The organism is Micromonospora sp. IBHARD004 (assembly GCF_052814115.1).
Map to the genome: position 1 here is coordinate 4,007,328 of NZ_CP199934.1, position 21,823 is coordinate 4,029,150.

Annotated in this window: 16 protein-coding genes; 7 read left to right on the forward strand and 9 right to left on the reverse strand. The window is 75.2% G+C overall.

Annotated features, from left to right (window positions below):
- Positions 1–25: 25 nt before the first annotated feature.
- Positions 26–907 carry an SDR family NAD(P)-dependent oxidoreductase gene (locus ACTWO6_RS19590; protein WP_446215283.1) on the reverse strand — a complete coding sequence of 294 codons (882 nt, stop codon included), beginning with the start codon at positions 905–907 and terminating at the stop codon, positions 26–28.
- A gap of 172 nt (positions 908–1,079) precedes the next feature.
- Here ACTWO6_RS19590 and ACTWO6_RS19595 point away from each other — a divergent pair, with 172 nt between their 5' ends.
- Positions 1,080–2,114, forward strand: coding sequence for a nitronate monooxygenase (locus ACTWO6_RS19595; RefSeq protein WP_446215284.1), 1,035 nt, complete (start codon positions 1,080–1,082; stop codon positions 2,112–2,114).
- A 22-nt stretch (positions 2,115–2,136) separates the two neighbouring features.
- On the opposite strand, the gene ACTWO6_RS19600 is transcribed toward ACTWO6_RS19595, so the two are convergent.
- Entirely contained in the window at positions 2,137–4,932 is a 2,796-nt protein-coding gene (locus ACTWO6_RS19600) for an FAD-binding and (Fe-S)-binding domain-containing protein (protein WP_446215285.1), read from the reverse strand.
- A gap of 247 nt (positions 4,933–5,179) precedes the next feature.
- On the opposite strand from ACTWO6_RS19600, the gene ACTWO6_RS19605 reads away from it, so the two are divergent.
- Positions 5,180–6,046: a S1 family peptidase gene (locus ACTWO6_RS19605; protein WP_446215286.1), complete on the forward strand. Its 867-nt coding sequence runs from the start codon at positions 5,180–5,182 to the stop codon at positions 6,044–6,046.
- Between the two features lie 49 nt (positions 6,047–6,095).
- Here ACTWO6_RS19605 and ACTWO6_RS19610 read toward each other — a convergent pair whose 3' ends face one another.
- The 6 genes from ACTWO6_RS19610 to ACTWO6_RS19635 form a co-directional block, all read right to left on the reverse strand.
- Entirely contained in the window at positions 6,096–6,371 is a 276-nt protein-coding gene (locus ACTWO6_RS19610; RefSeq protein WP_446215287.1) for an SAM-dependent methyltransferase, read from the reverse strand.
- Entirely contained in the window at positions 6,368–7,474 is a 1,107-nt protein-coding gene (locus tag ACTWO6_RS19615) for a hypothetical protein (RefSeq protein WP_446215288.1), read from the reverse strand. Before ACTWO6_RS19615 ends, ACTWO6_RS19610 begins: the two co-directional genes overlap by 4 nt.
- Positions 7,475–7,530: 56 nt before the next feature.
- The gene (locus tag ACTWO6_RS19620) at positions 7,531–8,304 is read right to left on the reverse strand and encodes a nucleotidyltransferase domain-containing protein (RefSeq protein ID WP_446215289.1); all 774 of its coding nucleotides are present in this window, start codon (positions 8,302–8,304) and stop codon (positions 7,531–7,533) included.
- 45 nt (positions 8,305–8,349) lie between these two features.
- On the reverse strand, positions 8,350–9,384 hold the full coding sequence (locus ACTWO6_RS19625) for an ABC transporter ATP-binding protein (protein ID WP_446215290.1): 1,035 nt from the start codon (positions 9,382–9,384) through the stop codon (positions 8,350–8,352).
- The gene (locus tag ACTWO6_RS19630) at positions 9,381–10,892 is read right to left on the reverse strand and encodes an ABC transporter permease (RefSeq protein ID WP_446220703.1); all 1,512 of its coding nucleotides are present in this window, start codon (positions 10,890–10,892) and stop codon (positions 9,381–9,383) included. Before ACTWO6_RS19630 ends, ACTWO6_RS19625 begins: the two co-directional genes overlap by 4 nt.
- 71 nt (positions 10,893–10,963) lie before the next feature.
- Positions 10,964–12,001, reverse strand: a complete 1,038-nt coding sequence (locus ACTWO6_RS19635; protein WP_446215291.1) for an iron ABC transporter substrate-binding protein — start codon at positions 11,999–12,001, stop codon at positions 10,964–10,966.
- 84 nt (positions 12,002–12,085) lie between these two features.
- On the opposite strand from ACTWO6_RS19635, the gene ACTWO6_RS19640 reads away from it, so the two are divergent.
- A complete protein-coding gene (locus tag ACTWO6_RS19640) occupies positions 12,086–14,614 on the forward strand; it encodes an AMP-binding protein (protein ID WP_446215292.1) in 2,529 nt (842 codons plus the stop codon).
- On the opposite strand, the gene ACTWO6_RS19645 is transcribed toward ACTWO6_RS19640, so the two are convergent.
- Positions 14,604–15,551, reverse strand: coding sequence for a diacylglycerol/lipid kinase family protein (locus ACTWO6_RS19645; RefSeq protein WP_446215293.1), 948 nt, complete (start codon positions 15,549–15,551; stop codon positions 14,604–14,606). The two genes, ACTWO6_RS19640 and ACTWO6_RS19645, sit on opposite strands and share 11 nt — an antisense overlap.
- A gap of 153 nt (positions 15,552–15,704) precedes the next feature.
- Between ACTWO6_RS19645 and ACTWO6_RS19650 the strand changes: the two genes are divergently transcribed.
- From ACTWO6_RS19650 to ACTWO6_RS19665, 4 genes are all read left to right on the forward strand, one after another.
- The gene (locus ACTWO6_RS19650) at positions 15,705–16,763 is read left to right on the forward strand and encodes a hypothetical protein (protein WP_446215294.1); all 1,059 of its coding nucleotides are present in this window, start codon (positions 15,705–15,707) and stop codon (positions 16,761–16,763) included.
- Positions 16,764–16,925: 162 nt separating this feature from the next.
- Entirely contained in the window at positions 16,926–17,612 is a 687-nt protein-coding gene (locus tag ACTWO6_RS19655; protein ID WP_446215295.1) for a hypothetical protein, read from the forward strand.
- Between the two features lie 404 nt (positions 17,613–18,016).
- Positions 18,017–20,353, forward strand: a complete 2,337-nt coding sequence (locus ACTWO6_RS19660; protein WP_446215296.1) for a transglycosylase domain-containing protein — start codon at positions 18,017–18,019, stop codon at positions 20,351–20,353.
- 51 nt (positions 20,354–20,404) lie between these two features.
- Positions 20,405–21,820, forward strand: coding sequence for a CoA transferase (locus ACTWO6_RS19665; RefSeq protein WP_446215297.1), 1,416 nt, complete (start codon positions 20,405–20,407; stop codon positions 21,818–21,820).
- Positions 21,821–21,823 lie beyond the last annotated feature (3 nt).

The following is a 21,823-nucleotide window of genomic DNA, read 5'->3' on the forward strand; positions in this document are numbered from 1 at the left end:
CGATCCAGGCCGGTTGAGCCCCCGCTCAGGCGGTGACGTGGGCGCTGTCACCGCCCGTCACGGGGAACGACGCGCCGCTGACCAGGCGCGCCTGGTTGGAGGCGAGGAACACCACCAGCGGCGCCACGTCCTCCGGCTCGATCCACGGCACGCCCAACGGCGTCTTCGCGCGCAGCAACTCGATGGCGGTCCGCTCGTCCTCGTCGACATCCCCGGACGGGCTCCGCCCGCCCTCGACGATCGCCTGGGCGTACCGGTCCTCGTGCCGGGTCAGCGCGGTGTCGATGAGCCCGGGGATCACCGCGTTCACGGTGATCCCGTGCGTGCCCAGCTCCAGGGCGGCGGACTTCATCAGCCCGATGATCCCCCACTTCGACGCGGAGTACGCCGCGCCGGACTTCGTGCCGTGCTGGCCCTGGGTGGAGGAGGTGACGATGATCCGCCCTCCCCCGCGCCGGACCAGCAGCGGGGCGAACGCGCGCAGCACGTTCGCCGTCCCGGTCAGGTTGACGTCGATCTGGTCGTGCCAGTCGGCGTCGGCCATCTCCAGCAGCGGCTTGAACGCCTGGATGCCGGCGTTGGCGAAGACGATGTCCACCCCGCCCCAGGCCTGCTCGGCGACGGCCGCCGCCGAGCGGAGGGCGGCGATGTCCCGCTGGTCGGCGACGTGTCCCCGCCACCGTCCACCGTTCTGAGTCACCAGCCGGCCGGTCTCGGCGAGGTCCTCCGCCGTGGCCGGCGGGTAGTCGAGGATGACGCTGACCGGGCCGGCGGCGTCGATGCCGACCACGTCGGCTCCCGCCTCGGCCAGGGCGACGGCGGCGGCCCGTCCGATGCCACGGGCCGCACCCGTCACCACCGCGACCCGCCCGGCGAGCGGTCGCGTCGGCGACGTACCTGCGGACATCCGTCCCTCACCCTCGCATCGCGGGCCTGCCCGGCCTCCGGCCCTCGGCCGCCACCGCGGACGCCGGTCGTCTTCTGCAACATAGACCGGCGATCCCGTCGGCGCCGGAGATCCGCCACCCGGGACCGGCACCCGCACCATGCCCGCACCCCGGGCTTGGCAGACTGGGTCGGTGGAGAACGAGCGGAGAGCGCTTCTCGGGGTGGACCTGCCGGTGGTCGCCGCGCCGATGGCGGGTGGACCCACCACCCCCCGGCTGGTCGCGGCGGTGGGGTCCTGCGGCGCGTTCGCCTTCCTGGCGGCCGGCTACCAGCCGACGGAGACGGTGGCGGCGGAGATCGCCGCGGCGCGGGCCACCGGCCTGCCCTTCGGCGTCAACGTCTTCGTGCCGACGCCGGTGCCCGTCGACGAGGCCGAGTTCCGCTGCTACGCGGCCCGCATCGCCGACGAGGGCCGGCCCTACGGGCTCGACCTGGCGGCGGCCCCGCGGACCGAGGACGACGACCACTGGGCGGAGAAGCTCGCGCTGCTGGTCCACGACCCGGTGCCGGTGGTCAGCTTCACCTTCGGACTGCCGCCCGCGGCGGTGCTCCGCGACTTGCAACGGGCCGGAAGCCGGGTGCTGGTCACGGTCACCGACCCGGCGGAGGCGGCGGCCGCGGCGGACCTCGGGGTGGACGGGCTGGTCGCCCAGAGCGGGCACGCCGGCGGCCACTACGGCACCTTCACCCCGGACTCCCCCGCGCCGGTCCGGCCGCTGGCCGAGCTCGTCGGCCTGGTCCGCGCCCGCACCGGCCTGCCCGTCCTGGCGGCGGGCGGCGTGGGCGGGGGTGCGGACGTCCGGGCGGCGCTCACCGCCGGCGCGACCGCCGTCCTGGTCGGCACGCTCCTGCTCCGCGCCGACGAGAGCGGCGCGAACCGTACCCACCGGGAGGCGCTGGTCGACCCGCGGCGCGACCGGACCGTGGTCACCCGGGCGTTCACCGGACGGCCGGCGCGCGGGCTGCGCAACGACTTCATCGACCGGTACGAGGCGGACGCCCCGCTGGGCTACCCGGCGCTGCACCACCTGACCCGGCCGCTGCGGCGAGCCGCCGCCGCGGCCGGTGACGCCGACCGGTTGCACCTCTGGGCCGGCACCGGTTACCGCGCCGCGCGGGCCGCACCGGCGGCCGAGATCATCGAAGAGCTGACCCGGGCGCTCTGAACCGCCGAGCGGGCGACACCCGTCAGCGGGTCGCTTCCGCCAAGAGCTCGAGGAGGTGACGGTACGGCTGGCCGGTCGCCCGGGCCATCCCGATCTCGCAGGTGCGGTTGACCGAGGCGTACCCGTCGAAGTGCCGCTCCGACACCGCGCGGGCCTCCGCGCGGGTGGCGGCGGCGGTCAGCTCGGGGTGCAGCAGGCCCCGGTCGCCGGCGAAGCCGCAGCACTGCCAGCCGTCGGGCACCACCACCTCCTCGGCGACCGCCCGGGCCACGGTGAGCAGCGCCTCGTCGAGCCCCAGGCGGGTGGACGAGCAGGTCGGGTGCAGGGCGAGCGAGGCGAGCCGGCGCCGGACGGTCAGCCGGGGCAGCAGCTCGGTCGCGGCGTAGGCGACGGCGTCGACCACCCCGACGGTGTCGCCGCCGTCGGCGACCAGCTTCGCGAAGCCCTCCGTGCAGGACGCGGCGTCGCTGACCACGGGCAGCGTCCCGCCGCGGCTGGCCTCGCGCAGCGTGGGCGACACCCGGTCGCCGACGGCCTGGTAGCCGGCGGTGAGGCCCTTGGAGGACCAGGGCGTGCCGCAGCAGACGCCGGCGATGCCGTCGGGGACGAGCAGGCGGACCCCGGCGCGCTCGGCGAGGGCCAGCAGTGCGGCGGCCACGCCCGGGCCGCCCTCGGCCGGGGCGAACAGGGTGCCCAGGCAGGACGGGACGAACACCGCGTCCGGGTCGTCGACCGGGTGGGCGCGTCGGACGTCGCCGCCCCGGGGCAGGTCGCGTCGCCACTGCGGGACCCGCTCGGGGCCGAGGACGGCCCGGGCGGCCCGGGTGGCCGTCTCGGGCAGCGCGGGCGGCAGGCTGCCGGCCAGGTCCAGGCCGCGAGCCATGCCGCGGGTGGCGGTCCCCCAGCGGGCGGCGGCGCCCCGCCAGCCGGCCTGGGCGAGGCTCCCGTTGCGCTCGGCGCGCAGCCGTTTCACCAGGTCGCCGGTGTTGATCAGGACCGGGCAGGCGGTGGCGCACATGCCGTCGACGGCGCAGGTGTCGACCGCGTCGTAGTCGTAGTCCGCCTGGAGTTCGCGGGCCAGCCGCTCGTCGCCGTCGGCCTGCGCGGCGGCGATCTCCCGGCGCAGCACGATGCGCTGCCGGGGCGTGGTGGTGAGGTCCCGGCTGGGGCAGACCGGCTCGCAGTAGCCGCACTCGACGCAGCGGTCCACCTCGGGCTCGACGGTCGGCACGGTCTTCAGGTGCCGCAGGTGGATGTCGGGGTCGTCGCTGAGCAGCACCCCGGGGTTGAGCACGCCGTCGGGGTCGCAGAGCGTCTTCAGCTCGCGCATGACGTCGTAGAGCTCGTCGCCGAACTGCCGGCGGACGTACGGCGCCATCACCCGGCCGGTGCCGTGCTCGGCCTTGAGGGTGCCGCCGTGGGCGAGGACGGCGTCGACCATCTCCTCGGTGAACGCCGCGTACCGCTCCGGCGCCTCGCCGCCGGAGAACCGCTCGTTGAGCATGAAGTGCAGGTTGCCGTCCTTGGCGTGGCCGAAGATGACGCTCTGCTCGTAGCGGTGCCGGGCGAAGAGGTCGGCGAGTTCGGCGCAGGTGTCGGCGAGGGCGGCCACCGGTACGGCGATGTCCTCCAGCAGGGCGGTGGTGCCGGAGGGCCGGGCGCCGGCGACGGCCGCGTACAGGCCCTTGCGGATGTGCCAGAGCGCCGCCCGGGCCGCCGGCTCGCCGCTGAGCCGGGCCGGGGCGGACAGCGGCAGGCCGGCGAGCACGGGCCGGGCCGCGGCCACCCGGTCGGCGAGCGCGTCGGGGTCGGCCTCCTGCCACTCGACCAGCAGCGCGGCGTGCTCCCGGACGGCCAGGCCGCGCAGCGCGGCGTCCGCCAGCGGGTCGAGCTGGGCGACGCGCAGCGCGGCGGCGTCGAGCAGCTCGACCGCGGCCGGCCCGGCGGCGACCAGCGCCGGCATCGCGGCCATCGCCCGGGCCAGGGTGTCGAAGACCAGCAGGCCGGTCGCGGCGTGCCGGTGCACCGGTACGGTGCGGAAGGTGGCCGCCGCGACGAACGCGAGTGTGCCCTCGCTGCCGACGACGAGCCGGGTCAGCAGGTCGCTGGGCGAGTCGTGGTCGAGGAAGGCGTTCACCCCGTAGCCCATGGTGTTCTTCATGGCGTACTGGGCGCGGACGCGGCGGACCGAGTCGGGATTGCCGCGGACCCGGTCGCGCAGCCGCAGCAGGCCGGCGTGCAGCTCCGGCTCGGTGGCCCGCAGCCGCTCGTCCGCGTCCGGGGCGCCGGTGTCCAGGACGGTCCCGCTGGGCAGCACCAGCAGCAGCGACTCCAGCGTCCGGTAGGTGTTGAACTCGGTGCCGCAGGTCATCCCGCTGGAGTTGTTGGCGACGACGCCGCCGACGGTGCAGGCGGACTCGCTGGCCGGGTCGGGGCCGAGCTTGCGGCCGTACGGGGCGAGCCGGTTGTTGACCTGGCGCAGCACGACCCCGGGCTGCACCCGGACCCGTCGGCCGTCGTCGAGGACGGTCAGCTCGCGGAAGTGCCGGCGGGTGTCGACGAGCAGCTGGTCGGTGACCGCCTGCCCGCTGAGGCTGGTCCCGCCGGAGCGAAAGGTCAGCGGCGTACCGCTGCGACGGCTGTGTCGCAGCAGGGCGGCGACCTGCTCGGCGTCGGCCGGGGTGACCACCGCGCGGGGATGCAGCAGGTAGTGCGACGCGTCGTGGGCCAGCCGCAGCCGGTCCGCCGCCCGGGTCGCCACGGCGCCGGGGAACGCCGCGTCGAGCGCGGCGAGGTCGGGTTCGGCCGCCCGGCTCACCGGAGCCGTCCGTCGGTGGCGCGGGCGGGCGGGCGCGCGGCCCCGCTCATCTGCAACGTCATGCGTACCTCCCCGCCGACACCATAGCCGCGGACCGGCCATCACCGGCGAGCCCCTTGCGGATAAATTGACCCTGGTAGATACTCGCCGCTATCACGTTCGCCGAGGTCAATCCCCGACCCTGGGCCCGGCGACGCCTCATGGGCCCCGCCCGCACCGGTCGCCCGCCGCCTCCAAGGAGGAGACCGTGAGAATCCGACACACCCCCGGCCGGCTCACCCCGCTGCTCGCCGCCGCCGTCGGCCTGGTCGCCGCCGGCGCGTTCACCGTGCCGGGCGCCGCCTCGGCCGCCCCGCCCAGCTTCAGCGCCAGCCAGCTCGCCGAGGTCGACAGCGCCGTGCAGGCGTCCGGTGTCGAGGGCATCGCCTGGCGCGTGGACGCGACGTCCGGACGTGTGGTGGTGACCGCGGACGACACGGTCTCCGCCGCCGAACTCTCCGCGATCAAGAAGAGCGCCGGCCGCAACGCCGGCGCGATCCGGATCGACCGGGCGGGTGGGGTCTTCCGTCCGCTGCTCTCCGCCGGTGACGCCATCTACGGCGGTGGCTACCGCTGCTCGCTCGGCTTCAACGTGGTCAAGGGCAGCACCTACTACTTCCTGACCGCCGGGCACTGCGGGGACGTGGCCAACACCTGGTACACCAACTCCAGCCACACCACCCTCATCGGCCCGACCGTCGGCTCCAGCTTCCCGGGCAACGACTACGCGCTGGTCCGCTACGACAACACCTCGCTGACTCACCCCGGCGGCTACACCGCCGCCAACGCGTTCGTCGGCGAGGCGGTGAAGCGCACCGGGTCGACCACGGGCACCCACAGCGGCACGGTGACCGCCCTCAACGTCACGGTCCGCTACGTCGGCAGCGGCACCGTCAAGGGCATGATCCAGACCACCGTCTGCGCCGAGCCCGGCGATTCCGGCGGCCCGCTCTACGACGGCACCAAGGCGCTCGGCATCACCTCCGGCGGCAGCGGCAACTGCCAGTCCGGTGGCACGACGTTCTACCAGCCCGTCCCCGAGGCCGCCAACAAGTACGGCGTGACGGTCTACTGATCCACCGCTGACCCGGCCGCCCGGCACAGCGCCGGGCGGCCGGGCCGCCTCACGCGCTCTTGCGCGCCACCGCGCAGTACTCGGAGGTCGGGGTCGTGTCGTTGCCGCCCGGACGCCACCGGGAGCAGGTAACCGGTCCGGGTTCGAGAAGTTCGAGACCGTCGAAACAGCGGGCGATCTCCACCGGGGACCGGACGGTCATCTGCGCGGAGCCGCCGTCGTTCCACATCGCCAGCGCCCGATCGACCGCCTCCGGGTTGACCTCCCTGGTCGGGTGGGACACGACCAGGTAGCTGCCGGCGGGCACGCCGTTGAGCGGGGTCAAGTCTGGCGCAGCGCGGGCATCGGCACCGGGACGGTCAGGGCGGTCGCCCCGGCACCGACGCCGCCCTCGCAGGTGTTCGGCGGCACGGTCCCGATGCCCCGGGTCGACGGCCGTTCGGCAGCCCAGAACATGTACCCCAGCATGCCGGCAGAGGTGCCCGCCCCGTTGGGCGTGACGGTCTGCACGTACGGCGCGGCGGCCCGCTGAACGGAGTTGGTGTAGTCGACGCACTCGGGCAGCGGCTTGCCGCCGTACGCGATGTAGAGGCCGCCGGTGAACTTCGCCGGGGCCAGCGGCGGCACCGGTGGGCTGTACTGCGGCTTGCCGTCGACGTGCTCCTGCCAGCTCGCCTGGGAGGTGCTGGCCGAGGCGGGCCGGGCGGGCACCATGGCGTTGGCGTAGTCGAGCACCGGGGCGTCGGTGCGCAGCCAGTCGGCGGTCGCCCGGCGGTTGAGGTCGATCAGCCACCGGTCGCCGGCGGCGACGTCGATGGTCAGCCGGGCCTCCGGCCGGACGCCGGTGGCGTCGTACGGGTGGACGGCCCGGTAGCCGTCGATGAAGGCCTGCAGCCCGGTGAGGTCGGGGTCGCTGTTCTGCTCGTAGTCGATCTCGATGCCGACGCCGAGCCGGGTGGCGACGGCGGCGGCCCGCTGGCCGAGCAGGGCGGGGTTCTCGGCGAGCGCGGCGTCCCAGTCATCGGTGTAGGTGATGCCGCCGATGGAGAGCATCACCCGGATGCCGTGGGAGGTGAAGTAGCTGACGATCTCCGACGTCATGCCCCGCGGTACGCCGTCGAGCGTGGTCGCGTCGGTGGTCTGGTGCAGCAGCGCGAGCGGGTTCACGAAGCTGAGCACCACCAGGTTGACGGAGGGGCGGCCGTCGCCCCGGTCGACGAGCCAGTGGTTCTGGCTGTCGAACTCGGCCACGGTACGGACGGTCCGCCAGGTGCAGTAGTCGTTGCCGCAGTGCCAGGCGCCGTAGATCTGGACCGGGGTGGCGGCGGCTAGGGTCGCGGCGGCCGGACGGGGTGGCGGCGCGGCGACGGCCGGGGTGGTCGACGTCAGCGTGAGCAGGATCGCGGCCAGGAGTACCGAGCGTCGCATGGGAACCTCCCCGACTCATTCAGTACACCTTGTTTACAGTAGGACTGTCACCTCCGTCAATGCGTCCCCGCGACCTCGGCGAGGACCTGCCGCTGGAAGGCGCGCGCCTCGGGACCGCTCGGCGGCGGTTCGCCCCGGCGGGCGGCGATGGAGCGTGCGATCAGCTCCACGTGCTCGCCCCGCTCCATCAGCCGGTAACCGGCGTCCACCTTGGAGAACCAGACGCCGTCGCGGGCCTTCACCAACGAGCGACACGCGCCCAGCACGGCATCCTCCGCGCCGGGCGCCGGCCCGTCTCCGGCGGGGATGGGCAGCGCGAGCCACCAGGCCAGGGCCTCGGTCAGCAGGCGGCGCAGGTCGGCCGGGGCGAGGTCGGCGAAGACGTCCCCGGCGGGCGGGCCGAGCAGGGCCAGCCCGGACTGGTGCAGGATGCTGCGGTCGAGGGCGTACCAGAAGCGTCCGTCCGCGGCGGGCCGGTCGGTCGGGGCGTACGTGGCCCGGAACGGCATCGCCGGGCCGGTGTTCAGCTCGACCTCGAAGCCCGGCTCCGGGGTGCCGGATCCGGCCACGTCGCGCCGGTAGACGACCAGTTCGAGGCCGCGCGCCGGGCAGGGCAGCGCCTCGTGCCGCAGCCGGTCCACCAGCGTGCGCTTGGTCGACCCGTCCAGCGCGTGGGCGACGACCAGCGCCACGTCGACGTCGCTGCGTCCCGGCTGGTAGGCGTCCAGGCCGACCGACCCCGCCGCGTACGCGCCGACCAGGTTGTCGCCGAGCACGTCGCGCGCCCGGTCGACCAGCTCACCCAGGTAGTCGCCCACGTCGCCGTCCATGCCGAGATCCTGCCCGCTCCCCCGGACCGCGCAGCGGCCGGGGCGTCAGGCCGATCCGGCGTACGCGCGGACCTGTCCCCGCACCGTCACCGCGACCTGCGCCCCGGCGCTGAGTCCGGCGCCCTCGTCGAGGGTCCGCGCGGTGAGCAGCGTGCCGTCGGCCAGGCGCAGCGTGGTCAGCGCGTCGTGCCCGTGGAAGTCCTGCCGGACGACCGTCGCGACGGAGCCGCCGGTCGGCGCCAGCCGGAGCTGCTCGGGGCGGATGAGGACAGTCGCCGCGCCGCCGACCGCCGGTCCGCGCAGCGGCAGCCGGCCGAGCGGGGTGACCGCGACGTCGTCGTCGACGGTGGCGGGCAACAGCACCGCCTCTCCAACGAAGCGGGCCACCCAGGGGGTGGCCGGGTCCCGGTACACCTCGGCCGGGGTGCCGTGCTGCACGATGCGGCCGGCGTCCATCACCGCGACGGCGTCGGCCATGGACAGCGCCTCGGCCTGGTCGTGGGTGACCAGCACTGCGGTGGCACCGTCGGCCCGCAGCGCCCGGCGTACGTCGACGCGCAGCTCGACGCGGAGCTGGGCGTCGAGCGCGCTGAACGGCTCGTCGAGCAGCACCAGCGGCGGCCGGGGCGCGAGGGCCCGGGCCACCGCGACCCGCTGCTGCTGGCCGCCGGAGAGCTGGTGCGGCATCCGCCCGCCGTAGCCGGCGAGCCCGACGAGGGCCAGCACCTCCTCGATCCGGCCACCGCGCCGGGCCGCCCGGTCCAGGCCGTAGCCGACGTTGTCGGCAACGGAGAGGTGCGGGAAGAGCGCCCCGTCCTGCGGCACCACGGCGACCCGGCGACGGTGCGGCGGGACGTGCCCGCCCGGGCCGGCCACCGGCCGCCCGGCGACGGTGACGGCGCCCCGGTCGAGGCGTTCGAACCCGGCGACGCAGCGCAGCAGGGTCGTCTTGCCGCAGCCCGACGGGCCGAGCACGGCCAGCAGGTCGCCCGTGGCCACCGTCAGGTCCACGCCGGCCAGGGCCGGCACCGACCCGTACGACCTGGCCGCGTCGGCCACCGTCAGCATGCTCTCGGTCATCGGGGGCCTCCGGGGGGTGCGGGGTCGACCAGGCCGGTGCGGGCGGCGAGCAGCCAGGTCGGGACGGCGGCGAGGGCGACGAGGATCGCCGCGTACGGGGCGGCGGCGGCGTACGCGGCCGTCGAGGTGTGCGTCCACAGCTCGGTGGCGAGAGTGTCCATGCCGGTGGGGCGCAGCAGCAGGGTGGCGGGCAGTTCCTTCATGCAGGTGAGGAACGTCAGGGCGGCCCCCGCGCCGATCCCGGGCAGGGTCAGCGGCAGGGTGACCGTGCGGAACACGGTGAACGGGCCGCGGCCCAGGGACCGGGCGGCCTCCTCGACGCTCGGCGGGCTCTGCGCCGCGGCGGCGGCCACCGCGCCGACGGCCAGCGGCAGGAAGAGCGTCGCGTACGCCAGGGCCAGCAGCCAGACGCTCTGGTAGAGCGGGTACGCGACGTTCACCGCGAAGAAGACCAGGGACAGTCCGATCACCACGCCGGGCAGGGCGTGGGCGACGTAGGTGAGCCGGTCCAGGACGGTGGCGACCGGGCCGGGGGCCCGGGCGGCGAGCAGCCCCAGCGGCAGGGCGAGGAGCATGGTCAGCGCCGCGCCCGCGAGGGAGACCGACAGCGAGGCGCCGGCCGCGGTGGCCACCTCGGCGAGGGAGCCGGGGCGGGACACTCCGGCGGCGAGCCAGCGGGCCAGCCCCGCGGCGGGCACGCCGAGGGCGAGCGCGTACACGGCGAGCAGGGCGAGCAGCGCGGGTCCGCGCCAGCGGGCCAACGCCAGGCGTACCGGGGGCCGGACGGGGTTGCCGGCGTACCGGGCGTCGCGGGTGCGGGTGCCCAGTTCCGCCCCGATGAGCAGGACGGTGAGGGCGACCAGGACGGTGGAGAGCACGAGCGCGCCGGTGCGGTCGAACCCGAGGTTGAAGGCGGTGAAGATGGCCCGGGTGAAGGTGTCCACCCGGACGATGGAGACCGCGCCGAAGTCGGAGAGGACGTAGAGGGCGACCAGCAGCGCCCCGGCGGCCACGGCGGGGCGGATCTGCCGCAGGGTCACCCCGAACAGGGTGCGCCACGGCCCCCGGCCGAGGGAGCGGGACACCTCCTCCTGCCCGGGGTCGGCCCGGTTCAGCGCGGCGACGGCGGGCAGCAGGACGTACGGGTAGGAGCAGACCGTCAGCAGCAGGGCGGCCGCCCAGAAGCCCTCGAAGCGGTCCACGGTGGCGGTCCAGGCGAACCCGGCGACGTAGGTGGGGACGGCCAGTGGCAGCGCGGCGAGGACGCCGAAGGCCCGTCGGCCGGGCAGGTCGGTGCGGGTCACCAGCAGGGCGATGCCGACGCCGAGCGCGGTGCAGGCCGCGGTGACCACGGCCGCGAGCGCGAGGCTGCGCCCGGCGAGCACGGCGACCCGGGCGGTCAGCAGCTCGGCGAGGATTCGGTCGACGCCGGCCTCGGCGGCCCGGACGGCGAGGTAGACCAGGGGCAGCAGGGCGACCGCGACCGCGGCGGCGGAGGCGGCGGTCAGCGCCGGCCGGGGTACGGTGCGGCGCGGTGACCGGCGGGCCTTCGCCCGCCGGTCACCGGCCAGGACGCCGCTCAGGCCAGCCCCGCTTCCTTGATCATCGCGACGGTGGCGTCGAGGGTGTCCAGGTCGTTGAGGTCGATCTTCGGCGCGTCGAGGGTGGCGAGCTGCGGCAGGCCCGGGGCGGCGGGGACGCCGGCGGTCAGCGGGTACTCGAAGGTCACGGTGGCGAAGTAGGTCTGCGCCTCGGCGCCGAGCAGGTAGTCGACCAGCGCCCGGGCGTCCGGGTCCCCGCCGGAGCGCTTGAGCAGGCCGATGCCGGCCGCGTTGACCAGTCCGCCGGTGTCACCGTCAGGGAAGAAGTGCAGCTTGGCCTTGAGCGCGTCGGGGTTGCCACCGCGCTCCTTGGCCAACTCGTACACGTAGTAGTGGTTGACCAGGCCGACCGCGACCGTGCCGGCGTCGATGTCGGAGACGATCTGCACGTTCCCCTCGCGGATCTGCGGCTGGTTGGCCTTGAGCCCGGTGAGGAACTCGCGCGCCCGGACGTCGCCGTGCTGCACCCGCAGGGCGGTGACGAAGGCCTGGAAGGAGCCGTTCGTCGGGGCGACCCCGATCCGGCCCTTCCACCGCGGGTCGGTCAGCTCGAAGACGCTCTTCGGCAACTGGGCGGCCTCGACCTGGTCGGCGTTGTAGGCCAGCACGCGGGACCGGCCGCTGACCCCCACCCACTCCCCGTCGGCGTCCCGGTACGCGGCCGGCACCCGGTCGAGCAGCTCGCCGGGGAGGGCGGCGAGGAGGCCGCCCTTGCCGACCGCGCCGAGCGCGCCGGCGTCCTGGGCGAAGAACGCGTCCGCGGGGCTGCGCTCCCCCTCCTCCAGCAGCTGGGCGGCCATCTGGGCGGTGCTGCCGTAGCGGACGTCCACGCTGATGCCGGTGGACTTCTCGAACTTCTCCAGCACCGGCTTCACCAGGGCCTCGCTGCGGCCGCTGTAGATGGTCAGCCGCTTGTCGCCCGGCTTGCCGGGATCGCCCTCGGGACCACCGCACGCGGTCAGGGAGAGGAGCCCGGCCAGGGCCACGGTCAGGGTGAGACGGAGACGATTCTGCACAGGTAAGGCTTACCTTACTGATGACCGTCGAAGCAAGCCCACCCCCCTCCGAAACTTAGGTCAGGCTCCCCTAACCTGTCGGCCATGCTTCTCGACGTCGGGCCGGCGCCGTTCGTCCGCGCCCTCACCCGCCACGGTGACCGGCCGGCGGTGATCACTGCCGAGACCCGGCTCAGCTACGCCGCGCTGGCCGAGCGGGTGGCCGCCCTGGCCGAGCGGCTCGGTACCACCCGGCGCCTGGTCCTGCTCGCCGGGGCGAACCGGCTCGACGAGCTGGTCGCGTACCTGGCTGCGCTGGCCGCCGGGCACCCGTTGCTGCTGGTGCCCGGCGACAACGACCTCGCGACCGCCGAGCTGACCCGGGCGTACGACCCGGACGTGGTGATCCGCCGGGTCGGTGGCGAGCTGCGGGTGCAGGAGCGGCGCCCGACCAGCCGGCACGAGCTGCACCCCGACCTGGCGCTGCTGCTCAGCACCTCCGGCTCCACCGGCTCGCCCAAGCTGGTCCGGCTGTCGTCGGCGAACCTCCAGGCCAACGCCGAGGCCATCGCGAGCTACCTGGACATCCGGGACACCGACCGGGCGGCGACCACCCTGCCGCTGCACTACTGCTACGGGCTCTCCGTGGTCAACAGCCACCTGCTGCGGGGCGCCGCGCTGGTCCTGACCGACCTGTCGGTCGCCGACACCTGCTTCTGGGACCTCTTCCGGGCCGCCCGGGGCACCAGCCTGGCCGGAGTGCCGTACACCTTCGACCTGCTGGACCGGGTCGGCTTCGACCGGATGCGGCTGCCGCACCTGCGCTACGTCACCCAGGCCGGCGGGCGGCTCGACCCCGCGCGGGTGGCCCGCTACGCCGACCTCGGCCGCCGCCGGGGCTGGCGGCTCTTCGTCATGTACGGGCAGACCGAGGCGACGGCCCGGATGGCGTACCTGCCGCCGGAGCTGGCCGAGAGCCGACCCGAGGCGATCGGCGTGCCCGTGCCCGGTGGCGCGTTCCGACTGCGTCCGCTGCCCGACTGGCCCGCACCGGACACCGGGGAGCTGGTCTACTCCGGACCCAACGTGATGCTCGGCTACGCCGAGTCCCCCGCCGACCTCGCCCTCGGCCGCACCGTCGAGGAGCTGCGCACCGGGGACGTGGCCCGGCGCGGGCCGGACGGGCTCTACGAGATCATCGGACGGGCCGGCGGGTTCGCGAAGATCTTCGGGCTCCGGGTGGACCCGCACCGCGTCGAGGCGCACCTGCGGCGCGACGGCGTCGAGGCGTACTGCGCCGGCACGGACCGGGAGCTCGTCGTCGCCGCGACGGGCGGTCCGGACCCGGAGCGGGTGCGGCGGTCGGCCGCCGCCGCGGCCGGGTTACCGGCCCGTGCGGTACGGGTGCACGTCCTGGCCGAGCTGCCCCGGCTGACCAGCGGCAAGCCCGACTACCGGGCGGTCCGAGGGCTGCCGCCCACGCCGGCGCCGGCCGTCGTGCCGGCCGACGGTGACGCCGACCGGCTCCGCCGGCTCTACGCCGAGCTGCTCGACCGGCCCGACGTCACCCCGGACGACACCTTCGTGGGCCTCGGCGGCGACTCGCTGTCCTACGTGGAGATGTCGGTACGCCTCGAGGAACTCCTCGGCGACCTGCCCGCCGACTGGCACACCACCGCCATCCGCGACCTCGCCCGGCCAGCGCCCCCACCCCCGACCCGACGGCGGGTGCTGGAGACCAGCGTGGCGCTGCGCGCCCTGGCCATCGTCGTCATCGTCGGGTCGCACATCCCGCTCTTCACCGTCAAGGGGGGCGCCCACCTGCTGCTCGCCGTCGCCGGGTTCAACTTCGCCCGGTTCCAGCTCACCGACGCGCCACGGCGGGAGCGGCTGCGCGGCGCCGGGCGCGCCATCGGCCGCATCGTGCTGCCCTCGGTGGCCTGGATCGCCGTCGCCGGCGCGGTCACCGGCGACTACACCCTGACCAACGTGCTGCTGCTCAACAGCGTCCTCGGCCCGCACGACGGGCCGACCGCGTGGCAGTTCTGGTTCATCGAGGCCCTGGTGTACATCCTCGTCGCGGTCGCCGCGCTGCTGGCCGTGCCGGCGGTGGACCGGGCCGAGCGGCGGTACCCGTTCGGCCTGCCGCTGGCCCTGGCCGCCCTCGGCCTGGTCACCCGCTACGACCTGCCCGGTCTCGCCGCGCTCGGGCACGTGCCGGACGCCGTGGTGGTGTGCTGGCTCTTCGCGCTGGGCTGGGCCGCCGCCCGGGCCACCCGGACCGCCCAGCGCCTGGTGGTGACCGCCGCCGCGCTGGCCACCGTGCCCGGCCTGTTCGGGGAGCCGTTCCGGGAGGCGTTCATCGTCGCCGGCTTCGCCCTGCTGGTCTGGGTGCCGCGGCTGCCGAGCCGGCCCGCCCTCAACCGGGCGGCCGCCACGCTCGCCGGCAGCTCGCTCTTCATCTACCTGACCCACTGGCAGGTGATGCCGATCGTCGGACCGTGGTCGCGCACCCTGGCCCTGGTCGTGTCGCTCGCCGTCGGGATCGGCTGCGCCGCGGGCGTACGGGCGCTGGTCCGACGGGTGCCCCGACCCGTCCGGATGCGGACCCGGCCGCGCGCGGTCACGCCCTGACCGCCGGCGACGGGTCGGGGCAGCAGACCGTCAACGCGCCCGGGACGACCTTCACCTTCAGCCGCTTCGCCGTGGTCCGGGCGCCGCCGTCCAGCTCGTACGTCTTCGGCGTCGCGAAGCGGACCGTCACCTTGCGGCCGCGGGTGATCCGGACGAACGGCGAGTCCTCGGAACGCCCGGCCGCCATCCGGCCCAGGGTGCGGGCCCAGTCGATGGCGCCGCTGGCGGTGGAGACCCCGACCTCCAGCGCGCCGTCGTCGGGGCGGGCGTCGTCAAAGGCCGGGATGCCGCCGGTGATCGTGCCGACGTTGCCGAAGAGCACGCAGCTCGCCTCGCCGTCGAACCAGTCGGCGCCGTCGACCCGGATGCGGGTGCGCACCAGCTCGCCGCGGACGTGCCGCAGCCCGGTCCAGACGTACGCCACCCGGCCGAGCCGGCCCTTGAGCTTGCGGTCGGCCTCCCGGATCAGGTCCCCGTCGAAGCCGGCGCCCGCCAGCACCGCGAAGTGTTCGCCGTTGAGGCGGCCGAGGTCGAGCGTGCGGCGTCGGCCGTGCAGCGCGATCCGGACCGCCTCCGGCAGGTCGGCGGGGATGCCGAGGTTGGTGGCGAAGAGGTTGGCCGTGCCGGCGGGCAGGATGCCCATCGGGACGTCCGTGCCCGCCAGGGTGTCGGCGCAGCGCTGCACCATGCCGTCGCCGCCCCAGACCAGGAGCAGGTCGGCGCCCTTCTTCAGCGCCTTGCGCACCTGCTTCGGCGCCTTGCGGCTCTTCGGCACCTCGTACCAGAGGAGCCGCCCGACGCCGGCGGCGACCAGGCTGGCCCGCAGCTCGTCCAGGCCGCCGCCGAGGGTCTTCTTCCGGTGGGCGACGACCGCGACGGTGCCCACCGACGGGGCGGCCGGGGCGGTGGCGGTGCTGTCGACCGTGCTGGTGCTCATGGCCGCCGAGGTACCCAGGCCGCCGGAATTCCACTCCTGCCCGCTCGCGACGCGCCCGATTCCGATCAGCCGCACTCTGTGATCGGGCGAGCGCCTTCGGTACAGTACGGGCGTTGACCCCGGCGCTGACCGGGGTTCGGAGAGGTGTCGGGGATGACGCGGCGCGGCGAGCGGCTGACGCGGGTCGCCCTGCGTCTCGGCCTCCTGCTCGCCGGGGTGAGCGGCGCGTGGACCGCCTACGACGCGGTCACCGGCGACGCCGCGTACGCCGCCGACCCGACGCCCACCGTGACGGTCACCGGTACGGTCGACCTCCTCCAGGGCCTCCTGACCGACGGCCTGCCGGCGACACCCATGGCGGACCCGTCCGGCACCGCCGCGCCCTCGATCGAAACCGGCGAAGCGACCCCGGACACCCCACCGCCGGCCGCCTCGACCCAGCCCACGTCGCCGCCCCCGGCCCCGCCGCAGCGCAGTGCGGGGGACGCCCGGCCGCAGTGCACCGCGCGGGACACCCCGCCGCACCGCACCGCGTGGCATACCCCGCCGCACCGCACCGCGTGGCACACCGCGCCGCACCGCCGGCCGGCGGCCGCACCGGCCCGCCCGGGCCCGACGTCCCACCGCGCGACGAAATCCCCGTCCCCGACCGGCGGCCCCAGCCGGGCCAGACCGGCGAAGCCGGCCACCACCGTTCCGCGTCCGGTCACCGAGAAGGTGGTCAAGCCGGTGCTCAGGCCCCACAAACCGGTGCGGGGAAGCGCGAAGCCGCCGGCCGGTCCACCGGCCCCACCGCGGGCGCCGGACGCCGCACCACCGGACCAGGCCGGCGCCCCGGCCGAGAACCCGGCAGCTCCATCGCCGGGCCGGGCGGTACCGGCCGCCACGACGCCGGAGCACGCCGACCGCACGCCGGGCGCCGACGTCGCTCCGTCGCCGCCGGGCGCCGCGGTGCGCCAGTGGTCACCGCGGGAGGCGGACACCCCGCTCGGCCGCCTCGCACACCCGCTCCGGTCTGACGCCGATTACCTGCCGCCCGGGCCGGGGACCGGGCCGGGCAGCGCCGGTTCGTCCGGCGCCGCGAACAGCGACGTCGCCGAGCTGTCGGCGGCGGCCTGGACGCCGCCCGCCGTACGGGGACAGCGTTGCCGCCCGGACCACCCGGCCGGCCTGTCCTCCCGATCGCCCCGGCCGGGGACCAGACCCGCCTGAGCACCGACCGCCGGAGTGCGCCTGACGGCCGCTCCGGCCAGTCGTGCCGATCAGTGCCCCGACGGCCCCAGCGGCCCCGTGGCCGATCCGTGGACCGACGCGCCGGGTGCGCGACGCCGGGTTGGCGCCACCTCCGAAAGTGAGCAGGAGCAGGAGCTCTCCATGCCCGTGAGAACATCCGTCGTCCGTGCCCGATGGCGCGACCTCGACCGGATCGTCGATCTCATCACCGATACCCTCTCCCCCACCGTCCTCGGCGCCTGGCTCGTCCCGGACGAGCCGTGCCGATCCGGCGTGCTGGCCGCCGTGGCCCGCATCTGGTCGGAACACGCGCTGCTCTTCGGCGACGCGTTCCTCCTCCAGGACGGCACCGCCGCCACCGTCTGGTTCCACCGCTACCGGCCGATCCCGGCGCCGGCCGGGTACGGCGAACGCCTGGGGGCCGCGTGCGGCCCTCACCGCGACCGCTTCCTCCTCCTCGGCCGCGCCCTCGCCACGCGGCGTCCCGTCGAGGCCCACAACCATCTGGCTTTCCTGGCGGCCCCCGGGCCCGACCGGGCGAACCGGGCCGCCGCCGTCCTCGCCGGCAGCCAGCGGTGGATGGACACGCTGAGCCTGCCGACCTACGCGGAGGCGTTCACCACGTCCGACCGGGACCTGCACCACCGGCACGGGTACACCAGCCGCGAGGTCATCCCGCTGCCGGGCGGCGGGACCGCGCACCCGATGTGGCGGCTGTCCCCGTTCTGGGCCGGCCGGATGAGCGGCAACAGCGTCGCGCGGTGGGCCGCCCGCCCCTCGTCCGTCCGGGTGCGCAACGACCGCATGAGCGGGTACGTCCACCCGTGACGGCCTGCCGGCGCGGCTGACGGCCGGCCCGGACGGACCGGGGCGGTCCCGCACGAGGGATCGCCCCGGGTCGATTGCCGCTCAGCGCAGCGGCGGGTTCGCGTACGTCACCAGCTCCACGGCCCCGCTCGTCGAACCAGGCCCCGCCGGCCGGGTCGGCGACGCCGCCGCGGGCCGGGTCGTGCCCGGTGCCCGTGCCGCGGGACCGGCCGGGCGTCTTGATCCAGAGGAACGCGTCGGCGCGCGGGTCACCCCGCGACCACGCCGCGCACTGCGCACCGCAGCGGTGCGGTCACCCCCCGCCGGTTCACCCGGGCTGACTCGGGGTCCGGCACCCGGGAGCTCGCCCGACCTGGTGTAATCGGGCACAGCCAAGATTCGTCGGATCGGGCGGAGGGTATCGGGTGCGGGTGCTTCCCACCGGTGACAACGACAACGCCGCCGACGGTTCCGGAGCGCGGGTCGCCCCCGCGGGACGGAAGCGTCGGCGCCACCGCATTCTGATCTTCCTGGCCGTGTTCGCGCTGCTCGGCGGCTCCGGCCTGGTGGCCGGCGGCTACTACTTCGACAGCGTGCCCACCCCCACCGACCTCAGGTTGCCGGAGTCGACCACGGTCTACTACGCGGACGGTCGCACGAAGATGGCCACGCTGGGCGCGGAGAACCGGACGATCGTGCCGTACGACCAGATGAACGACTCCGCCAAGCAGGCGATCGTGGCGGCCGAGGACCGCAGCTTCTGGACCAACAAGGGCATCGACTTCTCCGGCGTGCTCCGCGCCGCCTGGTCGAACGTGACCGGCGGCCAGCGGCAGGGCGCGTCGACCATCACCCAGCAGTACGCGCGGGTCGCCGCCGACCTCAATGGCGTCACCTACTCCCGCAAGCTCCGCGAGGCGGTCATCGCCTGGAAGCTCGACGACAAGTACTCCAAGGAGGAGATCCTCGGCTTCTACCTGAACACGGTGCCGTTCGGCCGCGGCGCGTACGGCATCGAAGCGGCCGCGCAGACGTACTTCGGCAAGACGGTGCAGCGGGATGCGCCGGCGGCCAACCAGCTGACCCCGGCCGAGGCGATGGTGCTCTGCGCGATGGTGAAGCAGCCGGAGGCCGACCCGAACGACCCGGAGGGCTCGCCCGGCTACGACCCGCGGCGCAACGCGACGGCGAAGCAGAACTCGATAAACCGGTGGAACTACATCCGCGACGGCATGGTGAAGCTGGGCTACCTGTCGGCGGAGGACGCGGCGAACCTGGCGTACCCCGACGACGTGAAGCCGATCGACCCGAACGCGGGCCGGTCGGGCCTGGACCGACCGACCGGCCTGGTGATCAACCACGTGCTCAGCGAGCTGCGGCAGGACGAGGCGTTCAAGGGCAAGCCGGCCGAGTTCATCCGCGACGGCGGTTTCAAGATCGTCACCACCATCGACAAGCGGGTCCAGGACGCGGCCGAGGCGGCCGCCGACATCCGGCGCGACAGCGCGCCGGAGGCGGTTCGCGGGCAGCCGAAGAACTGGCAGGCCGCGCTGGTGGCGGTGGAGCCGGGCACGGGCCGGGTGCTGGGGTACTACGGCGGCAACGACGGCGCGGGCGCCGACTACGCCGGGTGGTACTACGACGAGAACGGGGAGGCCCGCGGCTTCGGCCAGCACCCGCCGGGCTCGTCGTTCAAGGTCTACGACCTGGCCGCCGCCGTAGGCGACAAGATCTCCGTGAAGCAGCACTTCGACTCGCCGGAGACGAAGGAGTTCCCGGAGTCGGGCCGCACCAAGGAGAGCCCGGCCGGCCCGATCCGCAACGCCGAACACGCGCCGTGCCAGCCGGACTGCGCCCTGTGGGAGGCCACGGTCGCCTCGCTCAACGTCACCTACTTCGAGCTGACCGAGAAGCTGGGCAGGGCGAAGGTGATCGACATGGCCACCCGGGCGGGCGTCGACTCGATGTGGGCCACCGAGAAGGGCAACCCCCGGCCGCAGCGGGTCGAGCTGCGCGGCCAGCCGGCCGAGGAGGTGGCGGGACGCTTCTCCACCGAGGTCGGCATCGGCCAGTACGGCATCGCCGTACAGGACCACGCCAACGGGATGGCGACCTTCGCCGCCGGCGGGAAGCGGGCCGAGCAGCACTTCGTCCGGTCGGTCACCAAGGGTGACGAACGCGTCGTCGAGGAGCGGCTGATGCAGGCCGACGTCGGGCTCGACGAGGAGGCGATCAACCAGCTCAACTGGACGTTGAGCCGGGTGAAGGCGGCCAAGCTGGACAACGGGTGGGACTCGGCCGGCAAGACCGGGACCTGGCAGGCCGGCCAGAGCACCACCCAGAACGTGCACACCTGGATGGTCGGCTACACGGGCGCGCTCGCGGCCGCGGTGTGGCTCGGCACCACCGACGGCAAGCCGCTGCGGACCAAGGACGGCAGCTACGAGGTGTACGGGTCCACCGGGCCGGGGCCGATCTGGCGGCAGTTCATGGAGCAGGCCACCGCCGCGCTCAAGCTCGACCCGGACAAGTACCGGTTCGGCACGCCCGAGTTCCCGGACGACACGCCGTCGCCCACCGCCCCGGAGACGCCGAAGCCGACGACCCCGTCACCGACGCCGACCGCCGCGTCACCGACGGCGAGCAAGGTGCCGACCCCCAGCTCCAGCCCGACCGGCCGGCCCAAGCCGACGACGACCCTGTCGCCCTCGCTGAGCCCGTTGCCGAGCCTGTCGCCGTCCCGCACCAAGGGACCGAGGTGACGGTGGGCGGCCGCCGCCGCCCGGCGGCGGCGGCCGGCGAATAATCGGCTCGTGGAGCAGGCGAGCGGAGACGCGGTCCGAGCGGCATGGACCGCGCTGGGCGGCGACCCGGCGGCCATCGGTTCCGTGGACCGGCACGGTCCGGCGGGGGTCCTGACGGCCCGGCTGCCGGTCGCGGAGCTCGCCGTGGCGACCGTCGCCGCCGCCGGGCTGGCCGCAGCCGAGCTGGCCCGGAGCCGGGGGCTGCGGGTGGGCGACCCCGTTTCGGTGGACACCGGCGCCGTGGCGACCGCCTTCACCAGCGAGCGGCACCTGCGGGTGGGCGGGACGGCCTTCGAGGGCTTCGCGCCGCTGTCCCGGTTCTGGCCGGCCGCCGACGGCTGGGTACGCACCCACGCCAACTACCCGCACCACCGCGACCGGCTGCTGACAGCTCTGGGGTTCGACCCGTCCCGGACCGACGACGCGTCGCTGGCCGCCGAGGTGGCCGACCGGATCGGCGCGGAGCCGGCGGTCGGCGTCGAGGAGACGCTCACCGCCGTCGGCGGGCTCGCCGTCGCGGTACGCACACCGCAGCACTGGTCCGCGCACCCGCAGTCCGTGGCGGTCGCGCGGGAGCCCCTGGTCGGGCTGCGTCTCGACGGCCCGGCCGCGCCACGGCGGCTGCCGCCGCCACCGGAGTGTCCGCTGCTGCCCGCCGCCGGTGTGCGGGTGCTCGACCTGACCCGGGTCATCGCGGGTCCGGTGGCGACCCGGGTCCTCGCCCTGTTCGGCGCGGACGTGCTGCGGGTCGACGATCCCCACCTGCCGGAGATCGAGGCGCAGCACGTGGACACCGGCTTCGGCAAGAGGTCCACCCTGCTGGATCTGCGCCGGCCCGCCGACCGGACGCGCTTCGACGAGCTGGTCGCCGACGCCGACGTGGTGGTCACCGGCTACCGTCCGGGGGCGCTGGACCGGTTCGGCCTCTCCCCCGAGGCGCTACGCCGCCGGCGCCCCGATCTGGTGGTCGCGCGGCTGTCGGCGTGGGGCTTCAGCGGGCCGTGGGCGCGCCGGCGCGGATTCGACAGCCTGGTGCAGGCCGCCACCGGCATCGCGGACGTCGAACGGCGGGCCGACGGCACGCCGGGAGCGCTGCCGGCCCAGGCCCTCGACCACGGCACCGGCTACCTCCTCGCGGCGGCGGTGCTGCGGGCCCTGGCGCTGCGGGGCGAGCGGGGCGGGGCCTGGTCGGTCGAACTCTCCCTGGCCCGTACCGCGCGGTGGCTGCTGCACGAACTTCCTGCGGAGGGTTCGGCGGGCCCGGCGAGCGCGCCGGATCCGAGCCGCTGGTGCGAGGAGCGGGACGCTCCGGTCGGTCGTCTCCGGTACGCCCTGCCACCGGTCTGCCTGCCCGGCGGACCACGTACGTGGGCGACGCCCCCGTCGCCCTGGGGCGCCGACCCCCCGGCGTGGCTGCCGAGCTGACGT

What these genes read in the sequence shown, in the direction of transcription:
- ACTWO6_RS19650 (WP_446215294.1), top strand. Translation starts at nt 15,705, where the DNA reads ATGACGCGGCGCGGCGAGCGGCTGACGCGGGTCGCCCTGCGTCTCGGC.
- ACTWO6_RS19645 (WP_446215293.1), bottom strand. Translation starts at nt 15,551, where the DNA reads ATGAGCACCAGCACGGTCGACAGCACCGCCACCGCCCCGGCCGCCCCG.
- ACTWO6_RS19625 (WP_446215290.1), bottom strand. Translation starts at nt 9,384, where the DNA reads ATGACCGAGAGCATGCTGACGGTGGCCGACGCGGCCAGGTCGTACGGG.
- ACTWO6_RS19655 (WP_446215295.1), top strand. Translation starts at nt 16,926, where the DNA reads ATGCCCGTGAGAACATCCGTCGTCCGTGCCCGATGGCGCGACCTCGAC.
- ACTWO6_RS19615 (WP_446215288.1), bottom strand. Translation starts at nt 7,474, where the DNA reads ATGCGACGCTCGGTACTCCTGGCCGCGATCCTGCTCACGCTGACGTCG.
- ACTWO6_RS19620 (WP_446215289.1), bottom strand. Translation starts at nt 8,304, where the DNA reads ATGGACGGCGACGTGGGCGACTACCTGGGTGAGCTGGTCGACCGGGCG.
- ACTWO6_RS19590 (WP_446215283.1), bottom strand. Translation starts at nt 907, where the DNA reads ATGTCCGCAGGTACGTCGCCGACGCGACCGCTCGCCGGGCGGGTCGCG.
- ACTWO6_RS19640 (WP_446215292.1), top strand. Translation starts at nt 12,086, where the DNA reads ATGCTTCTCGACGTCGGGCCGGCGCCGTTCGTCCGCGCCCTCACCCGC.